The organism is Pseudomonas sp. NPDC099000 (assembly GCF_044759925.1).
Classification (GTDB): Bacteria; Pseudomonadota; Gammaproteobacteria; order Pseudomonadales; family Pseudomonadaceae; genus Aquipseudomonas.
The window spans coordinates 122,680-145,460 of record NZ_JBIWAF010000009.1 but is presented as its reverse complement, the minus strand read 5'-3'; the positions used below and the strand labels follow the sequence as shown (position 1 = coordinate 145,460).

26 protein-coding genes are annotated in these 22,781 nt (G+C 60.7%); 10 read left to right on the top strand and 16 right to left on the bottom strand.

The genetic code is table 11. The features are described from left to right. Positions 1–111: 111 nt before the first annotated feature. A complete protein-coding gene (locus ACIQV9_RS14235; RefSeq protein ID WP_403102310.1) occupies positions 112–657 on the bottom strand; it encodes a twin-arginine translocation pathway signal protein in 546 nt (181 codons plus the stop codon). A gap of 27 nt (positions 658–684) precedes the next feature. Further along, positions 685–2,115: a coniferyl aldehyde dehydrogenase gene (locus ACIQV9_RS14230; RefSeq protein WP_403102307.1), complete on the bottom strand. Its 1,431-nt coding sequence runs from the start codon at positions 2,113–2,115 to the stop codon at positions 685–687. A gap of 148 nt (positions 2,116–2,263) precedes the next feature. Here ACIQV9_RS14230 and ACIQV9_RS14225 point away from each other — a divergent pair, with 148 nt between their 5' ends. Together ACIQV9_RS14225 and ACIQV9_RS14220 are read left to right on the top strand one after the other, a co-directional pair. Beyond that, positions 2,264–2,935 carry a TetR/AcrR family transcriptional regulator gene (locus ACIQV9_RS14225; protein ID WP_403102304.1) on the top strand — a complete coding sequence of 224 codons (672 nt, stop codon included), beginning with the start codon at positions 2,264–2,266 and terminating at the stop codon, positions 2,933–2,935. A gap of 33 nt (positions 2,936–2,968) precedes the next feature. Continuing rightward, positions 2,969–3,823, top strand: a complete 855-nt coding sequence (locus ACIQV9_RS14220) for a sulfurtransferase (RefSeq protein WP_403102301.1) — start codon at positions 2,969–2,971, stop codon at positions 3,821–3,823. Positions 3,824–4,008: 185 nt separating this feature from the next. Here the strand turns inward: ACIQV9_RS14220 and ACIQV9_RS14215 are convergent, their stop codons facing one another. The 5 genes from ACIQV9_RS14215 to ACIQV9_RS14195 are packed head-to-tail and all read right to left on the bottom strand — an operon-like array spanning position 4,009 to position 9,356. Then, a complete protein-coding gene (locus ACIQV9_RS14215; protein WP_403102298.1) occupies positions 4,009–4,848 on the bottom strand; it encodes an AraC family ligand binding domain-containing protein in 840 nt (279 codons plus the stop codon). A 3-nt stretch (positions 4,849–4,851) separates the two neighbouring features. Next, a complete protein-coding gene (locus tag ACIQV9_RS14210; protein WP_403102295.1) occupies positions 4,852–5,850 on the bottom strand; it encodes a hydrolase in 999 nt (332 codons plus the stop codon). A 56-nt stretch (positions 5,851–5,906) separates the two neighbouring features. After that, positions 5,907–6,518 (bottom strand): 16S rRNA (guanine(966)-N(2))-methyltransferase RsmD, encoded by a 612-nt coding sequence (gene rsmD / locus ACIQV9_RS14205; RefSeq protein ID WP_109635619.1) that lies wholly within the window; start codon positions 6,516–6,518, stop codon positions 5,907–5,909. Further along, the gene (locus ACIQV9_RS14200; protein ID WP_403102291.1) at positions 6,518–8,008 is read right to left on the bottom strand and encodes a M16 family metallopeptidase; all 1,491 of its coding nucleotides are present in this window, start codon (positions 8,006–8,008) and stop codon (positions 6,518–6,520) included. Before ACIQV9_RS14200 ends, rsmD begins: the two co-directional genes overlap by 1 nt. Further along, positions 8,001–9,356, bottom strand: a complete 1,356-nt coding sequence (locus ACIQV9_RS14195) for a M16 family metallopeptidase (RefSeq protein WP_403102288.1) — start codon at positions 9,354–9,356, stop codon at positions 8,001–8,003. The genes ACIQV9_RS14200 and ACIQV9_RS14195 overlap by 8 nt, the downstream gene beginning before the upstream one ends. A 344-nt stretch (positions 9,357–9,700) precedes the next feature. Here ACIQV9_RS14195 and ftsY point away from each other — a divergent pair, with 344 nt between their 5' ends. The 4 genes from ftsY to rpoH all read left to right on the top strand — a co-directional run bounded on the left by ftsY (position 9,701) and on the right by rpoH (position 13,879). Next, positions 9,701–11,224, top strand: coding sequence for a signal recognition particle-docking protein FtsY (ftsY, locus tag ACIQV9_RS14190; RefSeq protein ID WP_403102285.1), 1,524 nt, complete (start codon positions 9,701–9,703; stop codon positions 11,222–11,224). Further along, positions 11,221–11,892: a cell division ATP-binding protein FtsE gene (gene ftsE / locus ACIQV9_RS14185; protein ID WP_123434743.1), complete on the top strand. Its 672-nt coding sequence runs from the start codon at positions 11,221–11,223 to the stop codon at positions 11,890–11,892. The genes ftsY and ftsE overlap by 4 nt, the downstream gene beginning before the upstream one ends. Next, the gene (gene ftsX, locus ACIQV9_RS14180; RefSeq protein ID WP_403102282.1) at positions 11,889–12,911 is read left to right on the top strand and encodes a permease-like cell division protein FtsX; all 1,023 of its coding nucleotides are present in this window, start codon (positions 11,889–11,891) and stop codon (positions 12,909–12,911) included. Before ftsE ends, ftsX begins: the two co-directional genes overlap by 4 nt. A 113-nt stretch (positions 12,912–13,024) precedes the next feature. Then, positions 13,025–13,879, top strand: coding sequence for an RNA polymerase sigma factor RpoH (gene rpoH / locus ACIQV9_RS14175; protein ID WP_007897890.1), 855 nt, complete (start codon positions 13,025–13,027; stop codon positions 13,877–13,879). A gap of 206 nt (positions 13,880–14,085) precedes the next feature. Here rpoH and mtgA read toward each other — a convergent pair whose 3' ends face one another. Next, positions 14,086–14,808, bottom strand: a complete 723-nt coding sequence (gene mtgA / locus ACIQV9_RS14170) for a monofunctional biosynthetic peptidoglycan transglycosylase (protein WP_403102278.1) — start codon at positions 14,806–14,808, stop codon at positions 14,086–14,088. Between the two features lie 73 nt (positions 14,809–14,881). Here mtgA and ACIQV9_RS14165 point away from each other — a divergent pair, with 73 nt between their 5' ends. From ACIQV9_RS14165 to trmB, 4 genes are all read left to right on the top strand, one after another. Further along, the gene (locus ACIQV9_RS14165; protein WP_403102276.1) at positions 14,882–15,250 is read left to right on the top strand and encodes a DUF423 domain-containing protein; all 369 of its coding nucleotides are present in this window, start codon (positions 14,882–14,884) and stop codon (positions 15,248–15,250) included. A gap of 174 nt (positions 15,251–15,424) precedes the next feature. Then, entirely contained in the window at positions 15,425–15,625 is a 201-nt protein-coding gene (gene thiS, locus ACIQV9_RS14160) for a sulfur carrier protein ThiS (RefSeq protein WP_007897898.1), read from the top strand. A gap of 60 nt (positions 15,626–15,685) precedes the next feature. Then, entirely contained in the window at positions 15,686–16,480 is a 795-nt protein-coding gene (locus ACIQV9_RS14155) for a thiazole synthase (protein WP_008068101.1), read from the top strand. Positions 16,481–16,489: 9 nt separating this feature from the next. Next, positions 16,490–17,215, top strand: a complete 726-nt coding sequence (gene trmB / locus ACIQV9_RS14150; RefSeq protein ID WP_403102271.1) for a tRNA (guanosine(46)-N7)-methyltransferase TrmB — start codon at positions 16,490–16,492, stop codon at positions 17,213–17,215. A gap of 127 nt (positions 17,216–17,342) precedes the next feature. On the opposite strand, the gene ACIQV9_RS14145 is transcribed toward trmB, so the two are convergent. The 8 genes from ACIQV9_RS14145 to ACIQV9_RS14110 all read right to left on the bottom strand — a co-directional run bounded on the left by ACIQV9_RS14145 (position 17,343) and on the right by ACIQV9_RS14110 (position 22,767). Next, entirely contained in the window at positions 17,343–17,666 is a 324-nt protein-coding gene (locus ACIQV9_RS14145) for a DUF3392 domain-containing protein (RefSeq protein WP_084322429.1), read from the bottom strand. A 22-nt stretch (positions 17,667–17,688) separates the two neighbouring features. After that, positions 17,689–18,894: a radical SAM family heme chaperone HemW gene (gene hemW / locus ACIQV9_RS14140; RefSeq protein WP_403102269.1), complete on the bottom strand. Its 1,206-nt coding sequence runs from the start codon at positions 18,892–18,894 to the stop codon at positions 17,689–17,691. Continuing rightward, the gene (rdgB, locus tag ACIQV9_RS14135) at positions 18,891–19,487 is read right to left on the bottom strand and encodes an RdgB/HAM1 family non-canonical purine NTP pyrophosphatase (RefSeq protein WP_403102266.1); all 597 of its coding nucleotides are present in this window, start codon (positions 19,485–19,487) and stop codon (positions 18,891–18,893) included. Before rdgB ends, hemW begins: the two co-directional genes overlap by 4 nt. After that, positions 19,484–19,918, bottom strand: coding sequence for a DUF4426 domain-containing protein (locus ACIQV9_RS14130; protein WP_403102263.1), 435 nt, complete (start codon positions 19,916–19,918; stop codon positions 19,484–19,486). Before ACIQV9_RS14130 ends, rdgB begins: the two co-directional genes overlap by 4 nt. Positions 19,919–19,943: 25 nt before the next feature. After that, positions 19,944–20,564: a methionine biosynthesis protein MetW gene (gene metW, locus ACIQV9_RS14125; RefSeq protein WP_403102260.1), complete on the bottom strand. Its 621-nt coding sequence runs from the start codon at positions 20,562–20,564 to the stop codon at positions 19,944–19,946. Between the two features lie 7 nt (positions 20,565–20,571). Continuing rightward, entirely contained in the window at positions 20,572–21,711 is a 1,140-nt protein-coding gene (locus ACIQV9_RS14120; protein ID WP_403102257.1) for a homoserine O-acetyltransferase, read from the bottom strand. Positions 21,712–21,889: 178 nt separating this feature from the next. Next, positions 21,890–22,180, bottom strand: coding sequence for a DUF167 domain-containing protein (locus tag ACIQV9_RS14115; protein WP_403102254.1), 291 nt, complete (start codon positions 22,178–22,180; stop codon positions 21,890–21,892). Further along, positions 22,180–22,767: a YggT family protein gene (locus ACIQV9_RS14110; protein WP_010466835.1), complete on the bottom strand. Its 588-nt coding sequence runs from the start codon at positions 22,765–22,767 to the stop codon at positions 22,180–22,182. Before ACIQV9_RS14110 ends, ACIQV9_RS14115 begins: the two co-directional genes overlap by 1 nt. Positions 22,768–22,781: the final 14 nt, after the last annotated feature.

Sequence of the window (22,781 nt, the reverse complement as noted above, 5' to 3'; positions counted from 1 at the left end):
GACGTCTTCGCGGGCAAGCCCGCTCCCACAGGTTTTGAGGTGGACCACCCTTTTGTGAACGACTCAAACCCTGTGGGAGCCGGGCTTGCCCGCGATAGGGTCGACTCGGTCTTAAACGGTAGGCGGCCCGGGATACCCGCAATGCACCCACGATTCCGCGCGGCTGTACCACGCCATCATCACCAGTTGCAGCAACGAGCTATGCCCCATGCGCAACAGGCTCAACGAACTGTTTTCCCAACGATCGAGAAAGTGCCGGATCTCATCGGCACTGGCGTTTTCCCAGCTGCCCCAGATCCCGGTCAGCGGCCCGCGGGTCACCGCCATCCCCAGCACGTCGAACAATTGCTGAGTGAGCTTGAGCATTTCCGGCGACAGGTAATTCAGGCCGCTATCAAGGCCGTGCAGGGTTTCATCGACGGCCGTCGGCATCTTCTCGGCAGCCACCGCGCCTTCGAGCATCACCGGGATCAGCGCCCGCAGAAACAGCAGGTCGCCACTACGCAGAATCGCAAAACCGCTGGCAGGGATGCTCGATGAGCAACCGCTGAGGCTCGCACCCAATCCGGCTGTGGCCAGGAAAGCACTCGCGCCGAGGCTGAATTTAAGCAGGCCGCGCCGTGACAGCGCGGGTGTATCGGACAGGCTTGGGCTCATTATTGTTATTACCCGACGGTGTGATCGTTAGCGGATAAACAGCTTCTGGATCAGTTTCTGAATGGATTTTCCATACGGCGGGTAAATCAGTTTCGCCGCGTTGAAGCGTTGCTTGATCAGCACGCCTTTGGCCTTGCTGAACGTCAGGAAGCCTTCGTGGCCGTGGTAATGGCCCATGCCCGAGGCGCCGATGCCGCCGAACGGCATATCGTCCTGCGCCACGTGCAGCAAGGTGTCGTTGAGGCAAACGCCGCCGGAATGCGTTTCGTGAAGTACGCGGTTTTGTTCGCGCTTGTCGTAGCCGAAGTAATACAGCGCCAGCGGACGAGGTCGTTGATTGATGTAGGCAAACGCCTGATCGAGATCCTTGTACGGAACGATCGGCAGCAGCGGGCCAAAGATTTCGTCCTGCATCACGGTCATGTCGTCGCTGACGTTGAGCAGCACGCTATGACTCATGCGCCGGCCCTGGCCTTGATCAAACAGCGGAATCAGCAGCGCGCCCTTGCTGGTGGCGTCGCTGACGTAGCCATTGAGCCGTGCCAGTTGCCGGTCATTGATGATGGCGGTGTAATCCGGATTGTCGACCAGTGTCGGATAAAAGCCGCGTACCGCCTGGCGATAGGCTTCGACGAAAGCACCGACGCGATCTTCCGGCACCAGCACGTAGTCCGGGGCCACGCAGGTCTGTCCGGCATTGAGCGTCTTGCCGAACGCGATGCGTTCGGCGGCGTCCTTGAGCGGCACGTCGAGGGACACGATGGCCGGGGATTTGCCACCCAGCTCAAGGGTCACCGGTGTCAGGTTCTCGGCCGCCGCGCGCATCACGTGCTTGCCGATGCTGGTGGCACCGGTGAACAGCAGGTGATCGAAACGCAGTCGGGAGAACGCGACACCGATATCGGCTTCGCCCAGCACCACGCAGACCAGGTCTTGCGGGAAGATCCGGCCCAGCAATTCCTTGAGCAGCAAACCCATGGCGGGGGTCGACTCACTGAGTTTGAGCATCACCCGATTGCCCGCCGACAACGCACCCACCAACGGGCCGATGGCCAGGTACAGCGGGTAGTTCCACGGCACGATCACGCCGACCACGCCCAGCGGTTGGTAAACCACTTTCGCCGAAGCCGGCTGAAACGCGATACCGACTTTGCGCCGCGAGGCTTTCATCCAGCCTTTAAGGTGCTGACTGGCGTAATGAATCCCGTGCAGGCTGGGCATCAGCTCTGCGAGCAGGGTTTCATCGGCGCTGCGATGGCTGAAATCCTGGCTGATCGCATCGATCAAGGCCTGACGTTCTTTGCTCAGCAGATCGCGCAGGGCTTTGAGCCATTGCTGACGCTGGGCGGCCGGTGGCATCGGGTTGGCTGCATAGGCCGCACGCTGCGCATCGAACAGGGCCTGGAGTTCGTCCAGAGGCTGTTGCAGGTTCTGCAGATAAGCGATGTCCGCGGTCATGATCGGCTCCGGTTTTTGTTGTAATGAGGCACTTTTTAGAGTCTATGCTCTAGAAAGTCAAATGGCATCCTGAGTACAGCATGGTTTTATCCACTCGCCGTTAGGTCGTAAGATGCCCGCCAACGCACTCTGAATTAAAGCTCAAGCCATGGCCCCTCGGATCAAAACCAGCGAGCGCATCGTGCAGAACAGCCTGGAGCTGTTTAATCAACAGGGCGAGCGCAGCATCAGCACCAACCACATTGCTGCCCACATGGAGATTTCTCCGGGCAACCTGTACTACCACTTCCCCAACAAGCAGGCGATCATCGCCGTGCTGTTCAGTGAGTACGAAAGCCTGGTGGACAGCTTCCTGCGCCCGCCCCAGGGCCGCGCGTCCACGGTGGAAGACAAGCGCTTCTACCTTCAGGAACTGCTGGCGGCGATGTGGCGCTACCGGTTTTTGCATCGTGATCTTGAGCATTTGCTCGACAGCGATCCCGAACTGGCCGCCCGTTATCGGCGTTTCTCCCAGCGCTGCCTGATTCATGGCACCCACATCTACGCCGCCTTCGTCGACGCCGGCATCCTGAAAATGGACAAGGTCCAGATCGAATCCTTGACGCTCAATGCCTGGATTATCCTGACGTCCTGGGTGCGTTTCCTGTGCACCACACGGGAAAATTCCAATCACCTGAGCGAGCAGGCGATTAAACGCGGGGTGTATCAGGTGCTGGTGCTTGAGGCCGGTTTCGTCACGGATCAGTCTCGCGACGCGGTCAACGCGCTGTACGAGGAGTTTTACGTGCCACTGGCCCAGGCGCTGGAAGAAGTGCAGTAGGATTCAAGACCGACTTAATCACAGGAGCCCGTTATGCCCATTGCGCAACTGATCAGCCCGCAAGCGTTGGACCTGAAAAAGGAGCAGCCCGGGCTGGTGATTCTGGATTGTCGTTTTGCCCTCGAAGACCCGGACTACGGCCAGCGCAGCTATGCCGAAGGGCATATCGCCGGGTCGAGCTTTGCCGATCTTGAGCGTGATTTGAGCGGAACAGTGGTCAAGGGCGTGACCGGGCGCCATCCGCTGCCTGACCCTGAAGACTTGATCGAGCGCCTGCAAGCCTGGGGCATCAACGCCGACAGCGAAGTGGTTTTGTACGATGACGGCCCGGGTGCCTACGCGGCGCGGGCCTGGTGGTTGCTGGCCTGGCTGGGCAAGCGTGACGGCGTGTTCATCCTCGATGGCGGGCTCAAGGCCTGGCACGCGGCGGGTTTGCCGCTGAGCCTGGATGCGTGCGATATCGAGCGTGGCACCTTCACCGGGACGCCGGACGACGCGCTGATCTTGAGCGCCGAACAGCTCCAGCAACGTCTCGGCCAACCCACGTTGACCTTGCTCGATGCCCGCGCCTTGCCGCGCTTCAAGGGCGAAGTCGAACCGATCGACCCGATTGCCGGGCACATCCCCGGTGCGCAATGTGCGGCCTTCACCGAGAACCTGGGCAGTGACGGGCGTTTCCTGTCGGCCGAACAGCTCAAGCAACGCTTTGCCGCGAAACTCGGCAACCGTGCGCCAAGCGATCTGGTGGCGTATTGCGGATCTGGCGTGACCGCTTGCCATAACCTGTTCGCACTGTGCCTGGCGGGTTATCCGTTGGGCTCGTTGTATGCCGGGTCGTGGAGCGAGTGGATCAACGATCCCGCGCACGGCATCGCAACCGGCGAATAACACAAACCCCTGTGGGAGCGAACTGTGGCGAGGGGATTTATCCCCGTTCGGCTGCGAAGCAGCCGTAAACCATTGTTCGTGGTGTATCTGATGCATCGCAGTTTTCGATTCGGGGCCGCTTTGCGGCCCAACGGGGATAAATCCCCTCGCCACAGTCCGCTCCTACATGTGGATCTGTGTCGAGCTTAACTTCCGGGTAATTGCCGCGCACTGCGATACGCCCCCGGCCCAACCCCGTAAACCTGCTTGAACTGCCGACTCAGATGGCTCTGATCGGCAAATCCCAGCTGCATCGCAACCTCCAGCGGCAAACAACCGTTCTGTAACAGCGCCCTTGCCTGCGCGATGCGTTGCTGCATCAGCCAGGTATGCGGCGGCATGCCCGTGGCGTGGCGAAAGACCCGGGCGAAGTGGAACGGTGACAGGTTGACCACGGCCGCCAGTTCTTCCAGCGAGGGCGGCGCCGCCAATTGTGCTTGCAGCACATCCTTGGCCAGCGTCACAGCCCGGTGCTCCTTGCCGGGTTTGCCGGCAATCGGCACGGCGGCGTGACGTTGCAGCAGCAACAGCATCATCTCGCGCCAGACCGTCTGCTGTTGCAGGGCCGTGGACGGGCTTTCCAGCAAGCGATGCAGTTGGCAGAAACCCTTCACCAGATCCGGGTCGCGATACAGCGTCGCGCCAAACCCCGGCAGGTTGTTGGTCGGCAGTTCAAGTTCGTCCAGCAGCGAGAGGATCTGCTCGCTGTCCGGATAAAACGCCCGGTACAACCAGCCATCCTCCGTGCCTTTGTGGCCGGTGTGCAGTTCATCGGGATTGATCAACACCAGCGTGCCGCTGCCGGCCAGGTGTTCGGCGCCGCGATAGCGATAACGCTGGGCGCCGGCCATGATCATGCCGATCACATAACCGTCATGCACATGGGGCGCGAAGCGGTGTTCGATGTAGCGCGCGGACAACAGCTCAACGCCGGCCAATGGCGCCGTTTGCCAGAAACGGATCGACTCGCCCTGATCGGCGTCCATGGCTTACTCGCGACCCACGGCGCTCAGCCACTGCGGAATGCGCCGCTCCAGGTAATAACTCGGCTGCCGGAACGAACCGTCGACAAAACCGACATGCCCGCCCTTGGCTTGCAGCTCGAATTGAGTGGAGGCGGACAACTCCATCGCCTGCGGCAGGCTATGGGGGAACACGAAGGGATCGTCGGCCGCCTGGATGATCAGGGTCGGCGTGCGAATCTCTCCAAGGAAATACCGGCTCGAAGCGCGGCGATAGTAATCCTCGGCATCGACAAAACCATTGAGCGGCGCCGTGACCCGGCCGTCGAAATCCCAGAAGGTGCGCATGTTCTCCAGCGAGCCCAGCGCCGCCAATGCCGCCAGTCCATCCTCGCGCCCGTCATGCTGGAACTGGCGCTGCTTGTTCTTGATGTAGGCAACCATTTCGCGCATGAAATGCGCCTGATACACCTTCGAGAAACCCTGGCCGATGCGATCGGCGCAATGATCGAGACGAAACGGCACCGATACCGCCACCGCACCAGACACGCCGCTGTCACTGCCGGTCTCGCCCAAATGCTTGAGCAAGACATTGCCGCCCAGGGAATAGCCGACCGCATACAGCGGGGCGAGAGGGCGCTTGGCCCGCAGGTGCTTGATGGCTTCGGCCAGGTCTTCACTGGCGCCGGAATGGTAGCTGCGAGGCAACAGATTTGGCTCGCCGGAACAGCCGCGCCAGTTCAACGCGACACTGGCCCAACCTTGGGCTCCGAGCGCTTTCTGCACCCCGGTCACGTAAGGCGAATTCGAAGAGCCGGTCAGCCCGTGCAGCACCAGCACCAGCGGCGCATCGGCGGTGTGCGGGCCGTGCCAATCCATATCGAGAAAGTCGCCATCCTCAAGCCACAAGCGTTCGCGCTCGCGTTCGATGTGCGTGGTTTTGCGCCACAGCGGTCCCCACAAGGTTTGCAGGTGCGGGTTGCCAAGGCCGAAGGCGGGGGTGAAACGTTCTGACGGAAAGGACACGATCGCTCTCGATGCAGCGGTGCGCAACCGGTGCGCACCTTTTTCAGGCCGGTCGGTTAACCGGCGATCTCTGCCATACGTTGCCACAACGCGTAATACACCCGCCCGGATTTCTGCTCCCGGTGCAGGCGCCAGTTGCCTGGCAAGCCGAGGCTCGACGGCGCGTTTTCGCTTTCAGTGTAGATCCACGCCTCATTGGCCAGCCACTGGCGCTCTTCAAGCAGCGTGCAGACGGTCGGCAACAGGTCCTGGTTGAACGGCGGGTCGAGGAACACCAGGTCGTAGGCGGTCGCGGTCTGGGTTTCCAGGTAGCGCAGGGCATCGGCGGTCTGGATCTGACCGGTGGTGCAGCGCAGCGTGCCCAGATGTTCCTTGATGCTGGCGACCGCGATGTTGCTGGCGTCCAGCGCCTGACCCATCGCCGCGCCACGGGACAAGGCCTCGAGGAACAACGCGCCGCTGCCAGCGAACGGATCAAACACTTTGGCCCCGGCCACGTAGGGCGCGAGCCAGTTGAACAGGGTTTCACGCACTCGGTCCGGGGTCGGGCGCAGGCCCGGGGCGTCCGGGAAGCTGAGCTTCCGGCTGCCCCATTCGCCGCCGATGATGCGCAACTGGTTCACGCCATTGTGTACGTTGTGAACGGGTTTTTTAGGACGAGTGGCCATTAATGCTCCGGAACCCCGAGCGGCTGCTCGGCAGGTTTATCAGTTGGGGCCGGTAACGGCTTTTGCGGCACGGTCGGGCCAGCGCTGACGATGACCATTTTGTCCGTGCTCAAGTGTTTGTTCAGTGCGGCTTTGACCTGCTCGACGGTCAGGCTCTGCGACTCACGCATGAAGTCATTCAGGTAACTCAGCGGCAAGTTGTAGAAACCCATGGCGCCGAGCTGGCCGACGATATCGGCGTTGCTGGCCGTGGACAGCGGGAAGCTACCGGCCAGTTCACGCTTGGCGTCGTCGAGTTCTTTCTGGGTCGGGCCGGTTTTAAGGTAGTCGGCGAGCACGTCCTGCACCAGTTTCAGCGTGCCTTCACTCATCTCGGCGCGGGTTTGCAGGTTGATCATGAACGGGCCGCGTGCCTGCATCGGGGTGAAGCCCGAATAGACGCCGTAGGCCAGGCCACGCTTCTCGCGCACCTCACTCATCAAACGGGTGCCGAAACCACCGCCGCCGAGGATCTGGTTGCCCAGGGACAGTGCAGCGTAGTCTGGATCGTCACGGTCGATGCCCAGTTGCGAGAGCATCAGGTTGGTTTGCTTGGACGGGAACTCGATGTGCCCGATGCTCGCTTTCGGCTCAACCGGTTGCGGGATCTTCGGCACGGCCGGGCCTTTTGGCAGCGTGCTGGAGACTTGCGCGGCAATCGCTTCGGCCTCGGCGCGGGACAAATCACCCACCAGCGCAATCACCACGTTGCCGGCCGCGTAGGCTTTCTCGTGGAACGCCTTGAGTTGCGCCACGGTAATCGCCGGAACGGTTTTCGCCGTGCCATCACTGGAGTGTGCGTACGGATGATCGCCGTACAAGCGGTTCATCAGCTCCAGGCTCGCCAGTTTGCCTGGGTTCTGCTTCTGGTATTCGAAACCGGCGAGCATCTGGTTCTTGATGCGCGCAAAGGAGTCGGCAGGGAAGGTCGGTTTGCCGACGACTTCAGAGAACAGCTTCAGCGCAGGCTCGCGCTTGTCCGCGGCGCTAAGGCTGCGCAGGGAAGCCAGTGCCATGTCCTTGAACGCGCCGTTGCCAAAGTCTGCGCCCAGGCCTTCGAAGCCTTGAGCGATGGCGCCGACATCTTTTCCGGCCACACCTTCGTTGAGCATCGCGTTGGTCAGCATCGAGAGACCGGGCGCGTTGCCGTCCTGGCTGCTGCCGGCGGCGAAGATAAGGCGCAGGTCGAACATCGGCAGCTCACGGGCTTCGACGAACATTACCTTGGCGCCTTCGGCGGTGTTCCAGGTCTGTACGTCGAGCGAACGGTGGCTCGGCGCCTTGCCGTCGAGTTCGGTCAGCGATTGCAGCTTCTGGCTGGACTTGGCCTTGTCGAGGGCTTCGCTGGCCTTGGTGTCATCGCTTTTCGACAGATAAAACGCAGCAGAGCCGATCAGTACGGCTGCGATCAGGCCGATCAGGGCCAGACGGGGCTTTTTACGCTCACTCATGAGTCGTCTCCAGTGGCAGTACATGGGCGACGCTGAGACGTTCGCGGGTGAAATACAGCTTGGCGGCTTTCTGGATGTCTTCCGGTGTCACGCTTTCGAGGTCGGCGAGTTCGGTGTCCATGAGCTTCCACGACAGACCGACGGTTTCCAGTTGGCCGATGGAGGTGGCCTGGCTGGTGATCGAGTCACGCTCGTAGACCAGGCCGGCGATGACCTGGGCGCGGACGCGCTCCAGCTCTTCGGCGGACGGCGCGGTGGTTTTCAGCTGTTCGAGCAGCTTCCACAGGCCCGCTTCAGTCTGGGCCATGGTTTTCTTTTTCTGGATGTTCGGCGTGGCCGACAAGGTGAACAGGCTGTCGCCGCGGGTGTAGGCGTCGTAACTCGACGAACCACCGGACACCAGCTCTTCGCCGCGTTCCAGCTGCGTCGGGATGCGTCCGCTGTAACCGCCGTCAAGCAGGGCCGAGATCAGGCGCAAGGCGTTCACCGAGCGTTTGTCTTCGGCGGTGGCGATGCTCGGCACGTTGAAGCCCAGCATCAGGCTCGGCAATTGGGTTTGCACGTGCAGGGTGATCTGGCGTTCGCCAGGCTCAGCCAGTTCCAGCGGGATTTTCGCCGGCGGCACATCGCGTTTGGCGATCGGGCCGAAATAGCGTTGGGCCAGGGTTTTGACCTCGTCCGGAGTCACGTCGCCGACCACCACCAGCGTGGCGTTGTTCGGCACGTACCAGGATTGGTACCAGTGGCGCAGCTCTTCGACTTTCATGCGGTCCAGGTCAGCCATCCAGCCGATGGTCGGCGTGTGGTAACCGCTGGCCGGGTAGGCCATGGCCTTGAAGCGTTCGTAGGCCTTGGACATCGGCTTGTCGTCGGTGCGCAGGCGACGTTCTTCCTTAATGACTTCGATCTCGCGGGCGAACTCGTCGGCCGGCAGGCGCAGGCTGGCCATGCGGTCGGCTTCCAGTTCGAAGGCCACACCGAGGCGGTCGCGGGCCAGCACCTGGTAATACGCCGTGAAGTCATCGCTGGTGAAGGCGTTTTCTTCGGCGCCGAGGTCGCGCAGGATCAGCGACGCTTCGCCGGGGCCGACTTTCTCGCTGCCCTTGAACATCATGTGTTCCAGGGCGTGGGACAAACCGGTCTGACCTGGCGTCTCGTAACTCGAGCCGACCTTGTACCAGACTTGGGAAACCACCACCGGTGCCCGGTGATCTTCGCGCACAACGACCTTCAGGCCGTTATCCAGAGTGAATTCGTGGGTGGGTTGTGGATCGGCAGCCAGGGCAGAGAGGGGCAGACAAACTGTGCTGAGCAGCAGGCCTGCAGCGCGGCGGGCTAAAGCATTCATTCGTTTTTAAACCTTTGGGGCTGCCCGCTTGGTCTTAGCGTCGGCGGGCGAGAGGGTGCTAGGATACTGGTCCGTTTTACTGGCGGCCACGCCTATCAGGCCTTTGATCGGCCGGAAGGTTGCATGGGTTACCTGCGGAAGCTTTGGGTTTGTCAGCTAAACTCTGCGTTTTCGCCGACGATGCCGTTCCAGTCCTTCGTATTAGTCAACCTTTGAGGTGCTGTTGGCACCTCGACAAAATGTTGCGCGTGAACAAGCTGGGTCAATCGCAGTCTGTTCTGCATCGAATATTTATTTGCCGGGGCGCCCTTTGGCGCGTCGCTACCGTGAGATAGCCGTCCTCCATGTTTGGTTCCAACGACGACAAGAAGACCCCAGCTGCGGCTGGCGAGAAGAAAAGCCTGTTCGGATGGCTGCGCAAAAAGCCGCAGGAACCCGTCGTCGAACAGCCACAACCACTTCCTGAGCCAACACCCGCGCCGGTAATAGAAGAAGAGCCGGCACCGGTTGTATTGCCGTTTGCCGAGCCGGTGCTGCAACCGGTGGTTGAGGCTGAACCCGAAGTGATTGCCGAACAGCCGCTGGCACCCGCCGCCGAGCCGTGGCTGACGTTGCCGGTGGCGGAAGAGCCGGTGGCCTTGGTTGAAGATGAGCTGGCGCCGCATGTGACGCCGCCGATTCCTGCCCCGACTGCCTTTGTTCCCGAGCCTGTTCAAGCGCCAGTGGTTGAACCGGTCGTCGCGCCGATCATCGTGGCCGAGCCTGAGCCTGAGCCGGTTGCTCCGGAGCCTGTGATTCCTGCGTTCGTCGCTCCTGTGGTTGAAGCGCCTGCGCCTGCTCCCGTAGTTGCCCCGGTTGTCGCCGCGCCCGTCGTTCCCGTCGTTCCCGTCGTTCCCGCCGAAGTCCCGGCCGAGCCGCCGCGTACCGAAGAAACCAAAGCCGGTTTCTTCGCCCGCCTCAAGCAAGGCCTGTCCAAGACCAGCGCCAGTATTGGCGAAGGCATGGCCAGCCTGTTCCTCGGCAAGAAAATCATCGATGACGAGCTGCTCGAAGACATCGAAACCCGTCTGCTGACCGCTGACGTTGGGGTCGAGGCGACCTCGGTGATCATCCAGCGCCTGACCCAAAAGGTCGCGCGCAAAGAGTTGGCCGATGCCGACGCGCTGTACAAATCCCTGCAGGCTGAACTCGCCGCGATGCTCAAGCCTGTCGAGCAGCCGCTGAAAATTACCTCGCAGAACAAGCCTTTCGTGATTCTGGTCGTGGGCGTCAACGGCGCCGGCAAGACCACCACCATTGGCAAACTGGCGAAGAAACTGCAACTCGAAGGCAAGAAAGTCATGCTCGCGGCTGGTGACACCTTCCGCGCCGCCGCGGTCGAGCAATTGCAGGTCTGGGGCGAGCGCAACAAGATCCCGGTCATCGCCCAGCACACCGGCGCCGACTCCGCTTCGGTTATCTTCGACGCCGTGCAGGCCGCCAAGGCCCGTGGCATTGATGTGCTGATCGCCGACACTGCCGGTCGCCTGCACACCAAAGACAATCTGATGGAAGAGTTGAAGAAGGTTCGTCGGGTCATCAGCAAACTCGACGCCGACGCGCCGCACGAAGTGCTCTTGGTGCTCGACGCCGGTACTGGCCAGAACGCCATCAGCCAGGCCAAGCAATTCAACCAGACCGTCGAACTGACCGGCCTGGCGCTGACCAAGCTCGACGGCACCGCCAAAGGCGGGGTGATTTTCGCCCTGGCCAAGCAGTTTGGTTTGCCGATTCGCTACATCGGCGTCGGTGAAGGCATTGATGATTTGCGTACTTTTGAAGCAGAACCCTTTGTCCAGGCACTGTTTGCCGAGCGGGAGCGTTCATGATTCGTTTCGAACAGGTCGGTAAGCGCTACCCGAACGGTCACGTCGGCTTGCATGAGCTGAGTTTTCGAGTTCGTCGGGGCGAATTTTTGTTTGTAACCGGTCATTCCGGCGCCGGTAAAAGCACCTTGTTGCGGCTGCTGCTGGCGATGGAACGTCCGACCACCGGCAAATTGCTGCTGGCCGGCCAGGACCTCGCCACCATCAGCAATGCGCAGATTCCTTATCTGCGCCGGCAGATTGGTGTGGTGTTCCAGAATCACCAGTTGTTGTTTGATCGCACGGTGTTCAACAACGTCGCGCTGCCCTTGCAGATTCTGGGTCTGTCGAAGGCCGAGATCGTCAAGCGCGTGGATTCGGCGCTTGAGCGCGTGGCGTTGTCGGATAAAACCGATTTGTACCCCGGCGACCTGTCCACCGGGCAGCAACAGCGCGTCGGCATCGCCCGCGCCATCGTCCACCGTCCGGCCTTGCTGCTGGCGGACGAACCGACCGGTAACCTCGACCCGCGTCTGGCGGCCGAGATCATGGGCGTGTTCGAAGACATCAACCGTTTGGGCACCAGCGTGCTGATCGCCAGTCACGACCTGGCGCTGATTGCCCGTATGCGTCATCGCATGTTGACCCTGCAACGCGGCCGATTGATTGGCGACGGGGAGGCAGCGGAATGAGTGCGACACGTAGCCCCAAGGTTTCCGAGCGCGTGGCGCCGAAAGCTGCCGATCCGCAACCGCAGAAGAAAAAGCGCGACGATGACGACGGCCCGGACTTCGCCACACTGTTTCGCGCCTGGATCGAAAGCCACCGCGCCAGTTTGCTGGACAGCCTGCGTCGGTTGGGCAAACACCCAATCGGCAGCTTTTTCACCTGCATGGTGATGGCCGTTGCCCTGAGTTTGCCGATGGGCCTGTCACTTTTGCTAAGTAACGTCGAACGTCTGGGCGGTTCCTGGCAGCGTGCGGCGCAGATTTCCCTGTACCTGCAAATCGAGGCCAGCCCGGCTGAAGGCGAGTCGTTGCGCGAGCAGATCAAAGGCATGCCCGGTGTTGCCGAAGCGGAATACGTGGGTCGTGATCAGGCGCTGGAAGAGTTCCAGCAACAGTCCGGTCTGGGCGAGGCGCTCAAGGAACTACCGGAAAACCCGCTGCCTGGCGTGGTGTTGGTGACGCCGAACGAGGTCGACAAGCCCGCGCTTGAAGCATTACGACAAAAACTTTCCGAGTTGCCGAAGGTACAACAGGCACAACTTGATCTAGTCTGGGTCGAGCGTCTGGCAGCGATCCTCAAGCTGGGTGACCGTTTTGTCTTCGGTCTGACCGTGCTTCTGGTTTCTGCATTACTTTTGGTGATAGGCAATACCATTCGTCTTCATATTGAAAACCGCCGCACAGAGATAGAAGTGATTAAACTCGTCGGCGGCACGGACAGCTATGTGCGCAGGCCCTTTCTGTATATGGGCGCGTTGTATGGCTTCGGTGCGGGGATACTTTCCTGGGGCGTATTGGCGTTCGGCCTTGATTGGCTGAACGCCGCGGTAGTCGGGCTGGCCGGTTTGTACGGCAGTGATTTCGCATTGGCCGGAGTGCCAGTGGCCGATGGTCTGTCTCTCTTGCTTGGCGCGGTGCTGTTGGGGTATATCGGTGCATGGATTGCAGTCGCACGCCACCTGAGGGAGCTTGCGCCTAAGTAGTATCATTTTGCTCGTATTGACCTTTCAGCGTTTATGGGAACTTGTCTTTCGGTTTCCGGTCAATTTTCGCAGTGCTGAACTGCACGAGTTATGTAAGTCGGAGGTTTTTTCGTATGACCAATTCTTTGCAACCTGCATATGCTCTGGTCCCGGGTGCGAACCTGGAGGCCTATGTGCACACCGTGAACAGCATTCCATTGCTGACTCCGGAGCAGGAGCGTGAACTGGCCGAGAGTCTCTATTATGAGCAGGATTTGGGGGCGGCTCGGCAGATGGTGCTCGCCCACCTGCGTTTTGTTGTGCATATCGCCCGTAGCTATTCCGGCTACGGCCTGGCTCAGGCTGACCTGATCCAGGAAGGCAACGTCGGCCTGATGAAGGCGGTGAAGCGCTTCAACCCGGAAATGGGTGTGCGTCTGGTTTCGTTCGCGGTGCACTGGATCAAGGCGGAAATTCACGAGTTCATCCTGCGCAACTGGCGCATTGTGAAAGTCGCGACCACCAAGGCCCAGCGCAAGCTGTTCTTCAACCTGCGCAGCCAGAAGAAACGCCTGGCGTGGCTGAACAACGAGGAAGTCCACCGTGTGGCGGAAAGCCTCGGCGTTGAGCCGCGGGAAGTGCGCGAGATGGAAAGTCGCCTGACCGGCCATGACATGGCCTTCGACCCGGCCGCAGAAGCGGACGACGACAGCGCTTTCCAGTCGCCGGCCAACTACCTGGAAGACCACCGGTACGACCCGGCCCGTCAGCTGGAAGATGCCGACTGGAGCGACAACTCGAACCACAACCTGCACGAAGCGCTGGAAGTGCTGGACGACCGCAGCCGTGACATCCTCTACCAGCGCTGGCTGGCGGAAGAAAAAGCTACGCTGCATGACCTGGCGCAGAAGTACAACGTGTCGGCCGAGCGTATTCGTCAGCTTGAAAAAAGCGCGATGAACAAGCTCAAGTTGTCGATCGCCGCCTGACCTGCGAACCGGACAATAAAAAACGCCCCGATCATTGATCGGGGCGTTTTTGTTGGTGCCCAATTTTCAATTCACCTTGGCCCCTGTGGGAGCGGGCTTGCCCGCGATGACGGCTAATCATTCAACATCGATGTCGACTGACACTACGCCTTCGCGGGCAAGCCCGCTCCCACAGGGTTTTGTATTGCCCAAGAGATCGTGATCGGCTACTGCGCCCAAGGCGCCCGGCGTGAATCGTTGAGCCCTACTAGGTAGCTGTCACCCCCCAACTGACTCATCTGCTGCCGAATCCATCCGGCCCGACGTGCGACATAGTTAGTCGGATGACTCGCACTCCAAACCCGCGGGTTAGGCAGCACCGCAGCCAGCAAACTGGCCTGCTGGCGAGACAGCGAGCGAGCACCGACGCCAAAGTGATGCCGGGCCGCCGCTTCCGCGCCAAACACCCCGTCATCCCACTCGACGCTGTTCAGGTACACCTCAAGAATTCGCTGCTTGGGCCACAGCACCTCGATCAGCCCAGTGAACCAAGCCTCCAGGCCTTTACGCAGCCAACTGCGGCCGGACCACAAAAACAGATTCTTCGAGACTTGCTGGCTCAGGGTGCTGGCACCGCGAATCGAACCACCGCGCTCGTTATGAGCAAATGCCGCCTGAATCGCGCCGATATCAAAGCCCCAATGCTCGGGAAACTTCTGATCCTCACCGGCAATCACTGCGACTTTCAGGTCGTCGGAGATTTCATCCCAAGGTTTCCAGGTGCGTTGCAGGTCGATGGGCTCGCCATCGAACCAGGATTCGATCTTGCGCTCCACCATTAGCGCCGTTCCCGGTGGCGGCACCACCCGAAACAGCAACACCAGCAATACGCTGCCGCCCGCGAACCAGAGCAGGGTCTTCGTGAAACGACGGAAAATTAACTGCAGCATAGAGATGGCTTGGCCGAACCCGTTGAGCCGGCCATTATACAGACCCTGTTGATCGAGTCTGACTGGAGTTCTCATGTTGCGTGGCTTCCTGATGCTGGTTGCTTTTTTCGGCTTCACCGGTGTTGCCTTGGGCGCATTCGCCGCCCATGGCCTGAAAAGCCGCCTGAGCGCCGAGTACCTGGCGGTTTTCCATACGGGCGTCACCTATCAACTGGTGCACACCCTGGCGTTGCTGGGCGTAGCGCTGCTCGCCACGCAAATTCCCGGTCGACTGATTACTTGGGCCGGCGCATCCTTTGCTATGGGCATTCTGTTGTTTTCCGGCAGCCTGTACCTGCTGACGATAACGGGTATCAGCAAGCTCGGGATCGTTACGCCCTTCGGTGGCCTGGCATTCCTGGTCGGCTGGTTCTGCCTGGGGCTTGCCGCCTGGCGGCTGTAGGAGCGAGGCTTGCCCGCGAAGTCGTCAAGTCAGCCAACATCTCCTTCGACTGACACTACGCGTTCGCGGGCAAGCCTCGCTCCTACGGGGATCGTGTTTCATGACGAATGGCTTGGGTCGCCAAGACTGATCGGGCTAGAATGCCAGCCCCTAAAAATGATGGCGGCATTCGGCATGCGCATTCAGTTGAACGGCGAATCCCTTGAACTGCCCGACGGTGAAACCGTTGCGGCCCTGCTGACCCGTCTGGAACTGACCGGACGCCGGGTGGCGGTCGAACTCAATCTGGATATCGTCCCGCGCAGCCAGCATGCGGAAACCACGCTGAACGACGGCGATTCCGTCGAAGTGGTACACGCCATCGGCGGCGGCTAGTCGCCCGGCCCTTAAGGGCACAGAATTCTGCAAGAACCTCACCCCTACAGAGGATTTCCCATGAGCATCGTTCGTAGCGACAAGCCCTTCGTCCTGGCCGGTCGTACTTACCAGTCGCGTTTGCTGGTAGGCACCGGCAAGTACCGCGACATGGAAGAAACCCGCCTGGCCATCGAAGCCTCGGGTGCCGAGATCGTCACCTTCGCCGTGCGCCGTACCAACCTCGGCCAGAACCCGGGCGAACCGAACCTGCTCGAAGTCCTGTCGCCGGATCGCTACACCTTCCTGCCGAACACCGCCGGTTGCTTCGACGCGACCGAGGCTGTGCGCACCTGCCGCCTGGCCCGTGAGCTGCTCGGTGGCCACAACCTGGTGAAGCTGGAAGTGTTGGCGGACCAGAAAACTCTGTTTCCCAATGTGATCGAAACCCTCAAGGCCGCCGAAGTGCTGGTCAAGGAAGGCTTCGACGTGATGGTCTACACCAGCGATGACCCGATCATTGCCCGTCAACTGGCGGAAATCGGCGTTATCGCGGTGATGCCGCTGGCCGGTCTGATCGGCACGGGCCTGGGGATCTGCAACCCGTACAACCTGCAGATCATCCTCGAAGAAGCCAAGATTCCCGTGCTGGTCGACGCCGGTGTCGGTACCGCTTCCGACGCCACCATCGCCATGGAGCTGGGTTGCGAAGCAGTGCTGATGAACTCGGCCATCGCCCACGCCCAGCAGCCGATCATGATGGCTGAAGCCATGAAACACGCGATCGTCGCGGGCCGCCTGGCCTACCTCGCCGGCCGCATGCCGAAAAAACTCTATGCCAGCGCCTCCTCGCCGCTGGATGGTCTGATCAAGTAAGAGCCATTGATGACTGAATCAAACGACACGCCAATCCAGACGGAAGAAGGCGACGAGCGCCAACACCGCCGCATCAAGAGTTTCGTGATGCGCGCCGGGCGCATGACTGAAGGCCAACAACGTGGTCTGGACCAGGGCACGCCGCTGTTCGTGCTGCCATTGGCCGACGAGCCGGTGGACTTCGACCAGGTGTTCGGCCGTTCCGCACCGCGTTCGCTGGAAATCGGTTTTGGCATGGGCCATTCGCTGCTGGAGATGGCCGCAGCCTCGCCGGAGCAGGATTTCATTGGCGTGGAAGTGCACCGTCCGGGTGTCGGCGCGCTGCTCAATGGTGTGCTGACACAGGGCCTGACCAACCTGCGGGTCTACGATTGCGACGCGATCGAAGTGCTCAACCGTTGTGTGGCCGACAATAGCCTCGATCGCCTGATGCTGTTTTTCCCGGACCCATGGCACAAGAGCCGTCACCACAAGCGCCGTATCGTCCAGGCGTCGTTCGCTGAGCTGGTGCGCAGCAAGTTGAAGGTCGGCGGCATCCTGCACATGGCCACCGACTGGGAACCGTATGCCGAGTACATGCTGGAAGTCATGAACGTCGCACCGGGTTATCGCAACCTGGCCGAAGACGGCAAATGCGTCCCGCGCCCGACCAAGCGCCCGATCACCAAGTTCGAACGCCGCGGCGAACGTCTTGGGCATGGCGTGTGGGACCTGAAGTTCGAAAAACAGTCCTAAACGGTAATACAAAAACCTGTGGGAGCGGGCTTGCCCGCGATAACGGTCTGACAGTCAATATAGATGTTGAATGTTATGGCCTCATCGCGGGCAAGCCCGCTCCACAGTTTTTGTGGTGTGTTCGAGCTCAGCGGCGGTCAGCTACGACGCCGATCAGCACCAGCACCACCAACAACACCGGCGCCAGGCTGTAGTTGTTGAACTGGCTCAGGCCTTTGATGATCCACGGCGTGGCGTAGATCAGCGCGACGCCGCTGCCGACCATGCACAGCAGGGCCATCAGCGGCACGCGCAGGGCGCCGGCGATGCTGCCCAGGCGTTGATCGACCCAGCCTTTGATATCGGCGCCAAACAGCACCAGCAGGCAGCCCACCAGCGCCAGAGAGATTTCCGACAGGTTGCTGCGGCTCCAGCGGGAGACGGTGGCGAGCAGGTCGAGTATCAAATCCATTCGTATTCCCCTAAGGCTGAAATCAGCTCAGAAATGTTTGCAGCAAATCATTGAGAAACAGCTGTCCGCGATCAGTCGCCGCCAGACGTGACGGTTCGACCTGCAACAGGCCGCTTTGTTCGGCTTCGCGACGGCCTTCGGCGAGGCTTTCCAGGCTCAGTCCGGTGCGTTCCGGGTACAGCCGCGATTCGACGCCCTCGGTCAGGCGCAAGGCATTCATCAGGAATTCGAACGGCAGCTCATCGTTGGTCAGCGCTTTCTCGCCGGCCTTGAAGCTTTTCGCCGGGTTCAGGTAATCCTTCGGCAGGCGAGTCTTCCAGGTGCGCACGATGCGCCCGTCTGGATGGCTGAGCTTGCCGTGGGCACCGGCACCGATGCCGATGAAGTCGCCGAAGCTCCAGTAATTGAGGTTATGCCGCGCCGGACGGCCGGGCTGGGCATAGGCCGAGACTTCGTATTGCGCGTAACCGTGTTCGGCGAGCAGCGCCTGGCCGGCTTCCTGAATGTCCCACAGCGTGTCGTCTTCCGGCAGCGTCGGCGGCTGGTTCCAGAACACCGTGTTCGGCTCCAGCGTCAGTTGATACCAAGACAGATGCGTCGGCTTCAGTGCGATGGCCTGGCGCAGGTCGCTCAACGCGTCGTCCAGCGACTGGTCGGGCAAGCCGTGCATCAAGTCCAGGTTGAAGTTATCGAACCCGGCCTGTCGCGCCATGCCGGCGGCTCGCACCGCTTCGTCGCCGTTGTGAATCCGCCCCAACGCCTTGAGTTTCTCTTCCTGGAAACTCTGAATGCCGATCGACAGGCGATTGATCCCCAGCGCGCGGTAGGCGACGAATTTCTCTTGCTCGAACGTTCCCGGATTGGCTTCCAGGGTGATTTCAATGTCGCTGGCAAACGGAATGCGCTGCTCGACGCCTTTGAGCAAACGGCCCAAGGCTTCGGCGCTGAACAGGCTCGGCGTGCCGCCACCGAAGAAAATCGAGCTCAGCTCACGGCCATAGACGGCGTGCAGGTCCTGATCGAGGTCCGCCAGTAATGCGTCGACGTATTCCTGCTCCGGCAGCACCGGGCTGGCGGTGTGGGAGTTGAAGTCGCAATAAGGGCATTTGCGCACGCACCACGGGATGTGGATGTACAACGCCAAGGGCGGCAGTACTGGGAGCGCAGACCGAGGCGAGGGCGCGGCACCGCCGAAGATCAGCGATGACGCGGATGATTCAAGGGTCATAACAGGCCTAGACGCTGGCGCAGCAGATCCATTGCACGGGCGCGGTGGCTGATGAGGTTCTTTTCGCTGGGGCTCAGCTCGGCACTGGAGCAATCGCGCGACGGCACCCAGAACAGCGGATCGTAGCCAAAACCATGTTCGCCGCTGGCCGCCGGCAAGATGCGCCCGTGCCACAGGCCTTCGCAGAGGATCGGCAGTGGATCGTCAGCATGACGCACCAGCGCCAGCACGCAGACGAACTGCGCGCCGCGCTCGGCTTCCGGCACGTCTTTCATGGCATCGAGCAGTTTGGCGTTGTTCGCCGCATCGCCCTGGCCGTCAGCGTAACGAGCCGAATAGATACCCGGCGCACCGCCAAGGAAATCCACCGCCAGCCCGGAATCGTCGGCCAGCGCCGGCAGGCCGGAGATGCGTGCGGCGTTGCGGGCCTTGAGGATGGCGTTCTCGACGAACGACAGGCCGGTTTCTTCAGGCTCGACGTTGCTGAACTCGCCGATCGAGCGCAGTTGCACCGACTCGCCGAGCATGGCCTGGAGTTCCTTGAGTTTGCCGGCGTTGTGGCTGGCCAGTACGAGTTGCGTGAAATTGATCATTCGCCGGGGAAAAGCTCTTGGTTGAAATTGATGGTGTTGGTTTTATCGCCGTTCTTCACGTTGATCTGGAAGGTACGGGTTTCCTGCTGATCGACCGGGTATTGCGCGATGTAGTAGACAGCGCCCTGTTCGGTGACCTGTTTGAATTTCAATGAGACGCTTTGGCTGGTGAGGTCTTTGACCGTACCGTTGACTTCAGCGGTCAGAGGCTTGCCATCCTTGAGCACGGAGACGTTTATCACACCCTGGTTCTTGCTGCGCGTCAGTCCGGCTGCTTTGGCGATGTCCGGCGTCAGGAAGGTGGAGTTGAAGGTGTTGTAATGCACCGTCACGTCGCCAAAGGTTTCCTTGCGCTCGCCCTTGATGACGTCGGCGGCCATGGCGGTGACGCTCAGGCAGGCAGTAAGTACAAACAGCGCTAGACGACCCATGATCGTTCTCCTTGGAATGTCGTGGTCAGACCGCAATCTTGTGATCCTGCAGCCCTGGGCTGCTGACGCGGTAAATACCGATTTCACCTAATAGATTAGGCCATAGCTTACTGGCCCACCCGTGGCGGTGCTGTTGATCCACGGCAAGCCGATCAATGACCTTCGCTTCACGTTCGCGACACAACGCTTCAAAGTCTTCGAAGGTGCAAAAGTGGATGTTCGGCGTGTTGTACCAGGTGTACGGCAGAAAATCGGACACCGGCATCCGGCCCTTGCTCGCCAGGTACCAGCGGCAGCGCCAGTGACCGAAGTTGGGGAAGGTGATGATGCACTGGCGGCCGACCCGCAGCATTTCGTCGAGGATCTTGTCCGGGTAATGCACCGCTTGCAGCGCCTGGGTCATGACCACGATGTCGAAGCTGTTGCTGGCGAAGTTGCCCAGGCCCTTGTCCAGATCCTGCTCGATGACGTTGATGCCCTTGGCCACGCATTCGGCGATGTTGTCCGGGTCGTTTTCCAGGCCATAGCCGGTCACTTGCTTGTTATCGCGCAGCCAGGTCAGCAGTTCACCGTCGCCGCAACCGAGGTCGAGCACGCGGCTGCCGGCGGGGATCCATTCCTGGATGATTTCCAGATCAGCTCTCATGGCTTTCTCACAACGTAATGCGGTTCATGTAATTGCTGAAGGCCTGCAAGTAACGCGGGATCGGAATCAGGAAGGCATCGTGGCCTTGCGGAGCGTCGATCTCGAGGTAGCAGACGTCTTTCTTGGCCGCCATCAGCGCGTCCACCAGTTCTCGCGAGCGGGCAGGGGAGAAGCGCCAGTCGGTGGTGAAGGACATCACGCAGAACTTGGCCTGGGCATGGGCGAAGGTTTTCGCCAGGTCATCGTCGAAGTTGGCCGCCGGGTCGAAGTAGTCCAGCGCCTTGGTCATCAGCAGGTAGGTGTTGGCGTCAAAACGCCCGGAGAACTCTTCGCCCTGATAACGCAGGTAGCTTTCGACCTGGAACTCGACGCTGTGGAAGTCGTAGTTGAGCTTTTCGCTCTTCAGGCCCCGGCCGAATTTTTCGCCCATCGAGTCATCCGACAGGTAGGTGATGTGCCCGACCATCCGCGCGAGCATCAAGCCGCGTTTGGGGATCACTCCGGCTTCCTGGAACGAACCACCGTGGAATTCGGGGTCGGTGAGGATCGCCTGGCGCGCCACTTCGTTGAAGGCGATGTTCTGCGCCGACAACTTGGGGGCCGAGGCGATGGCCAGGCAATGGCGAATGCGCTCGGGGTAGGTGATGCTCCACTGCATTGCCTGCATACCGCCGAGGCTGCCGCCGATCACGGCGGCCCATTGGCTGATGCCGATCCGGTCGGCCAGGCGCGCTTGACTGTGCACCCAGTCTTCCACGGTCAGCACCGGGAAGTCGGCACCGAACGGCTTGCCGGTCTCCGGGTTGACGCTGCTCGGGCCGGTGGAGCCGTTGCAGCCGCCGAGGTTGTTCAGGCTGACCACGAAGAATTTGTCGGTATCGATCGGCTTGCCGGGGCCGATGCAGCTGTCCCACCAACCGGGTTTGCGGTCGTCGGGGCTGTGGAAGCCGGCAGCGTGATGGTGACCGGACAGGGCGTGGCAGATCAGCACGGCGTTGCTCGCCGTGGCGTTCAGCGTGCCGTAGGTTTCGTAAATGAGGTCATAAGCTGGGAGCGAACGGCCGCAGGCCAGGGCCAGGGGTTCACTGAAGTGCGCCACTTGCGGCGTCACCAGGCCAACAGAATCGGCGGGAAAGGCAGTTGGCATCGACCCTGCTCTCGTTGAAATGAGGCGTAAGTCTAAAGACCGCTGCCCCTAGCAGCAAGCGACTACCCATGATCGTTCCTACGCTCTGCGTGGGAATGCCTCAATGGACGCTCTGCGTCCGCTTCGGCAGGGACGCGGAGCGTCCCGGGCTGCATTCCCACGCGGAGCGTGGGAACGATCAGGGTAGGGTCAAGTCAGGCAAATCCGGCAGCTTCTTCGGCGAACAGATCCGCACCCGCTTCTGCCGGTTCAGCTCCCCGTTGACCAGACTGACCTGACTCTTGGACACCCCAAACGCCTTGGCCAGAAACGCCATCAGATACGCATTGGCTTTGCCTTCGACCGGCGGTGCGGTCAGGCGAATCTTCAGCCGATCCCCGTGCAGCCCGCAGAAATCATCGCTGCGGGCTGCCGGTTGCAGGTGACATTCCAGAATCAGATCGTCACCGTCCCAGCGAAAGTAGCTCATCAGATCAGGCCGAGCAGCCCCATCGGCATGAGGGCGAAGTTCGCAAGGCGAGGGATCAGCCAGCTTTGCAGCAACTGGATCACGATAAACGCGAAGATCGGCGAGATATCGAGGCCACCCAGGTTTGGAATGATCCGACGGAACGGGGCGAGTACCGGTTCAGTAATCTGCGCGACCAGCTCTGCACCCGGGTTGTGGCTCCCCGGGGCGACCCAGGACAGAATCACGCTGATGATCATCGCCCAGAAAATAATATTCAAAAACAGCGAGAAGAGCGCGATCAGGGCCCACGGCACCAGGAACAGCCAGTCGACCATGAAGCCTTTGAGCAGCAGGATCACCGCAATCAGCAGCATCTGAATGATCAGCGCCAATACCAGTGACGACATGTCCAGACCGAACATGCTCGGGATGACCCGGCGCAGCGGCTTGAGCAGCGGTTGAGTGGCTTTCACGATGAACTGGCAGAGCGGGTTGTAGAAATTCGCCCGAACCAGTTGCAGGATGAAGCGCATCAATACGATCAGCAGGTACAGGCTGCCCAGGGTTTTAATAATGAAAATGGCAGCGTCATTGAGTCCAAGCATCATTGATTCCTTTG

Excerpts from the sequence above, each read along its gene's own strand:
- ACIQV9_RS14215 (WP_403102298.1), bottom strand. The coding sequence starts at position 4,848 with ATGGACGCCGATCAGGGCGAGTCGATCCGTTTCTGGCAAACGGCGCCA.
- rdgB (WP_403102266.1), bottom strand. The coding sequence starts at position 19,487 with ATGATCAATTTCACGCAACTCGTACTGGCCAGCCACAACGCCGGCAAA.
- metW (WP_403102260.1), bottom strand. The coding sequence starts at position 20,564 with ATGAGAGCTGATCTGGAAATCATCCAGGAATGGATCCCCGCCGGCAGC.
- trmB (WP_403102271.1), top strand. The coding sequence starts at position 16,490 with ATGACTGAATCAAACGACACGCCAATCCAGACGGAAGAAGGCGACGAG.
- rsmD (WP_109635619.1), bottom strand. The coding sequence starts at position 6,518 with ATGGCCACTCGTCCTAAAAAACCCGTTCACAACGTACACAATGGCGTG.
- mtgA (WP_403102278.1), bottom strand. The coding sequence starts at position 14,808 with ATGCTGCAGTTAATTTTCCGTCGTTTCACGAAGACCCTGCTCTGGTTC.
- ACIQV9_RS14200 (WP_403102291.1), bottom strand. The coding sequence starts at position 8,008 with ATGAGTGAGCGTAAAAAGCCCCGTCTGGCCCTGATCGGCCTGATCGCA.
- rpoH (WP_007897890.1), top strand. The coding sequence starts at position 13,025 with ATGACCAATTCTTTGCAACCTGCATATGCTCTGGTCCCGGGTGCGAAC.
- ACIQV9_RS14155 (WP_008068101.1), top strand. The coding sequence starts at position 15,686 with ATGAGCATCGTTCGTAGCGACAAGCCCTTCGTCCTGGCCGGTCGTACT.
- ACIQV9_RS14120 (WP_403102257.1), bottom strand. The coding sequence starts at position 21,711 with ATGCCAACTGCCTTTCCCGCCGATTCTGTTGGCCTGGTGACGCCGCAA.
- ACIQV9_RS14165 (WP_403102276.1), top strand. The coding sequence starts at position 14,882 with ATGTTGCGTGGCTTCCTGATGCTGGTTGCTTTTTTCGGCTTCACCGGT.
- hemW (WP_403102269.1), bottom strand. The coding sequence starts at position 18,894 with ATGACCCTTGAATCATCCGCGTCATCGCTGATCTTCGGCGGTGCCGCG.
- ACIQV9_RS14235 (WP_403102310.1), bottom strand. The coding sequence starts at position 657 with ATGAGCCCAAGCCTGTCCGATACACCCGCGCTGTCACGGCGCGGCCTG.
- thiS (WP_007897898.1), top strand. The coding sequence starts at position 15,425 with ATGCGCATTCAGTTGAACGGCGAATCCCTTGAACTGCCCGACGGTGAA.
- ACIQV9_RS14110 (WP_010466835.1), bottom strand. The coding sequence starts at position 22,767 with ATGCTTGGACTCAATGACGCTGCCATTTTCATTATTAAAACCCTGGGC.
- ACIQV9_RS14225 (WP_403102304.1), top strand. The coding sequence starts at position 2,264 with ATGGCCCCTCGGATCAAAACCAGCGAGCGCATCGTGCAGAACAGCCTG.
- ACIQV9_RS14130 (WP_403102263.1), bottom strand. The coding sequence starts at position 19,918 with ATGGGTCGTCTAGCGCTGTTTGTACTTACTGCCTGCCTGAGCGTCACC.
- ACIQV9_RS14115 (WP_403102254.1), bottom strand. The coding sequence starts at position 22,180 with ATGAGCTACTTTCGCTGGGACGGTGACGATCTGATTCTGGAATGTCAC.
- ACIQV9_RS14145 (WP_084322429.1), bottom strand. The coding sequence starts at position 17,666 with ATGGATTTGATACTCGACCTGCTCGCCACCGTCTCCCGCTGGAGCCGC.
- ACIQV9_RS14195 (WP_403102288.1), bottom strand. The coding sequence starts at position 9,356 with ATGAATGCTTTAGCCCGCCGCGCTGCAGGCCTGCTGCTCAGCACAGTT.
- ACIQV9_RS14220 (WP_403102301.1), top strand. The coding sequence starts at position 2,969 with ATGCCCATTGCGCAACTGATCAGCCCGCAAGCGTTGGACCTGAAAAAG.
- ACIQV9_RS14230 (WP_403102307.1), bottom strand. The coding sequence starts at position 2,115 with ATGACCGCGGACATCGCTTATCTGCAGAACCTGCAACAGCCTCTGGAC.
- ftsX (WP_403102282.1), top strand. The coding sequence starts at position 11,889 with ATGAGTGCGACACGTAGCCCCAAGGTTTCCGAGCGCGTGGCGCCGAAA.
- ftsE (WP_123434743.1), top strand. The coding sequence starts at position 11,221 with ATGATTCGTTTCGAACAGGTCGGTAAGCGCTACCCGAACGGTCACGTC.
- ftsY (WP_403102285.1), top strand. The coding sequence starts at position 9,701 with ATGTTTGGTTCCAACGACGACAAGAAGACCCCAGCTGCGGCTGGCGAG.